Source organism: Algibacter sp. (assembly GCF_049667265.1).
GTDB lineage: Bacteria > Bacteroidota > Bacteroidia > Flavobacteriales > Flavobacteriaceae > Algibacter_B.
Genome location: NZ_JBATHX010000256.1, coordinates 1 through 3,074 on the forward strand (window position 1 = coordinate 1; position 3,074 = coordinate 3,074).

The following is a 3,074-nucleotide window of genomic DNA, read 5'->3' on the forward strand; positions in this document are numbered from 1 at the left end:
GTCCTTTCTTTTCCGAATATTTCTCAAGCCATTTTTGGTCAATTTTCGTTGCGTTTTCTAATATCAAATCAACGTTTGTCCATTCGTTTTTTTTTGTTTTTCGTTTTGCTTGATCGAGCATTCCGTTTGAAAGGTCGATTCCTATTATTAGTCCAGAATTGTATAATTTTCGTTGAAAAAATTTAAAATTAACTCCCGTTCCACATGGTAAATTCAATATCGTCTGTCCTTTTTTTATTCCCAGTTCTTTAATGGCATAATCCCGTGATTTTTTATAATAACAATTCGAGATGTAGTCATAAATTCCTGAAATCTTATCATAATAGGCAATAGCTTTTTCCTGTTCCTCGTTCGTTCCGTTCATATTAGTTTCCTTGGTGATTTTTTCAGCTTGCAGGTAACGGTTTTGTATATGAAAAGTAGCGGATTGATAATAGAAATCTTTACTGATTTCTGGAATGTATTAAAAAAGCACAAGCTTTAAAAACTTGTGCTTGAGAAGCTATTTTTTATATACGTTGTTGTACATAGGCCTTTAAAATGCAATCTTTACTCAGTTTCTCCAAAGACCACATTCGTCAATTCTATGATTCCAGTTCTATCGTAATACAAAAACACATTGCTTATTTTCATGTCATCATTAAACATCATTACAGCATGCTGTCTAACCGTTGTAGATTGCTCTTTAAGCGTAATTGTCATATCTGTATATGCAAGTACTCCTGAACCCACCGCCTTATAGTAGTTTGTCGGTTTATTTACTTTAATAGGTAAAAGTGTGTTTTTTGCAAAGGTCATTTTTCCTCCTGTCGTCTTTTCCCAATTTTTCCAAAATGCAATGACATTGTCTTTTCCCTTGATTGAATTACGTGTATCGGCACCGCCATCTGGCCAATACCATGTAATGTCGTCAGCCATGATGGCTCCATAGGCATCATGGTCTAAGTTTGAGAAGTGGTCATACAACTTCAGGACAATATCGGCATATTCTTGAGAGGCGGACTCTAATACAGGTGGTTCTTCTTCTACTACTTCAGCATTTTCTTTTTTGGTTTCGCCACAACTTGCTATAAGAAGTGCACAAAAAATCAATCCTGCTTTCAGGATGTTAGGGTTGAATAGTGTTTTCATTTGGTTGTTTTTAGTTGATTAATAATAAGTTAAAGATATTAAAAATAATCTTTGTATTTGTGTTTTCAGCTTGTGTACAACGTTGTTGTATAAGATTAGTTGCGTGGTTTAAGCAACTAATTTAGCAAATACAAACCGAATAGAAAGTCCGCGAGGACTTTCGTAAGTAGGCTTGTACTAGCAATTAATTTTATACGGTGTTGTGTGCAGTTTTTTATTCGTCAATTTCGTCAATTTCGTCAATTTTCAATAAATGCATTAATCTATGAGCAAATGGTGCAAAAAATATGGCTACAGTACTTAAAAAAATAACTCCGCTGAATATTGCATAAATTGAAGCAAATAATTTTGCAGAATCCGTATTCAGTTCGTTGACTGGTCCCATTCCAGTTAATATCATTGAAGCATTATAAATACTATCAATCCAATTTAAATTTCCTATGTAGTGATAACCAAAAACACCAATACCAATTGAGATAGTTAATAAACCTATTGAAAATAAAGAATACTTAAGTACTCGTTTTGCAAATTTTTTAGGTGAAAGAATATTTTTCTTTTTCATTTTATCCAATATTCACATTGAACAAATAACCAACTAATGCTGTCAGTCCCATTGCGACAGTTCCCCAGAATGTAATTCGGATAATAGCTTTTCCAATACTTGAACCACCAGTTCTAGCTGCTAATGCTCCTAATACTATTAGAAAAAATAGGGCAAAACCATAAAGCGAATATTCCATACTCTTTAAAGGAAGAAATATCGTTACTAAAAAAGGAAGTAATCCTCCAACTGTGAATGCTGCACCTGAAGCAAATGCAGCTTGTATAGGTTTAGCTTGACTAATTTCATTAATTCCTAATTCATCTCTTATATGTGCTCCTAACGCATCGTGTTCCGTTAATTCTTTAGCAACTGTTAAGGCAGTATCTTTTTTTAGACCTCTTTTTTCATAAATTTCCGCTAATCTTTCTAATTCGATTTCGGGCATTTCAGCCAATTCTTGCTTTTCACGTTCTATATCAGCTTTTTCCACATCAGTCTGCGAACTTACAGAAACATATTCTCCAGCTGCCATTGATAAAGCACCAGCAACTAGTCCTGCTAATGTTGCCAAAATAACAGGTTCTCTCAAATCACTTGCAGCAGCAACTCCAATCGCGATACTAGCAGTTGATAAAATTCCATCATTAGCTCCAAGGACAGCAGCTCTTAACCAATTACTTCTATGTATATAATGATTATCTAAATAATTGTCTAATTCCTCTGTTTTTTCTGTCATTTCTATTGTTTGTTCAAATTACACACAACGGTCTTGTATAAGATTAGTGGCGTGTTTAAGCACCTAATTTAGTAAATAAACACTAGATAGAAAATCCGCGAGGATTTTCGTAAGTAGGCGAGAACTAGCCATTAATTTTATACGGTGTTACCCAACGTTTTTTATTTTCAGACTAAATTAATTCCAGCTTTCGCAAAAATATCTTTTAATTCTTTTTCAATCGGAAATGGTTTTAAAGGCGGAACATTCGCTCCTCCAGGATTACCAACTGGAATTTTTCCAACGAAGGATTTCACACCTCCAAAAATCAGACGTGGAATTTGTCCAATAATTTCTTTTCCGCTTTTGATTTTAATTCCGAATTGCAACATTTTCCAATGCACAAAAGTATGAGCGTAAGGATATTTTTGTCCGATTATATGAGCTCTTTCCAGATGATTCCAAGCACTTTTTAAATTTCCGTTTGAGTATTCAGTTCGGTATTTATCCAATTCAGTTTTATAGTATGGCTTTAGACTTTCAGGTATCGAAGTGTAAAATTTCATATTCGTTTTTTTAAGTTTTCTGTTCAGTTTAAAATTCTAACGTTCTGTTTTTGCAAATGTTGGGTAACGTGTTTGTATATGGTTTGTTGCGTGGTTTAGCACCTAATTTAGCAAATAA

5 protein-coding genes are annotated in these 3,074 nt (G+C 33.8%); all 5 read right to left on the bottom strand.

Annotated elements, in window-relative coordinates:
* Positions 1–364, bottom strand: a 364-nt coding sequence (locus WBN21_RS09690; RefSeq protein ID WP_424199755.1) for a class I SAM-dependent methyltransferase, incomplete at its 3' end; no start/stop codon positions are given.
* A gap of 185 nt (positions 365–549) precedes the next feature.
* Positions 550–1,131, bottom strand: a complete 582-nt coding sequence (locus tag WBN21_RS09695) for a nuclear transport factor 2 family protein (RefSeq protein WP_424199757.1) — start codon at positions 1,129–1,131, stop codon at positions 550–552.
* 214 nt (positions 1,132–1,345) lie between these two features.
* Positions 1,346–1,693 (bottom strand): hypothetical protein, encoded by a 348-nt coding sequence (locus tag WBN21_RS09700; RefSeq protein ID WP_424199759.1) that lies wholly within the window; start codon positions 1,691–1,693, stop codon positions 1,346–1,348.
* 1 nt (position 1,694) lies between these two features.
* Entirely contained in the window at positions 1,695–2,411 is a 717-nt protein-coding gene (locus tag WBN21_RS09705; RefSeq protein WP_424199761.1) for a VIT1/CCC1 transporter family protein, read from the bottom strand.
* A 167-nt stretch (positions 2,412–2,578) separates the two neighbouring features.
* Positions 2,579–2,956, bottom strand: a complete 378-nt coding sequence (locus WBN21_RS09710; RefSeq protein WP_424199763.1) for a DUF3703 domain-containing protein — start codon at positions 2,954–2,956, stop codon at positions 2,579–2,581.
* Positions 2,957–3,074: the final 118 nt, after the last annotated feature.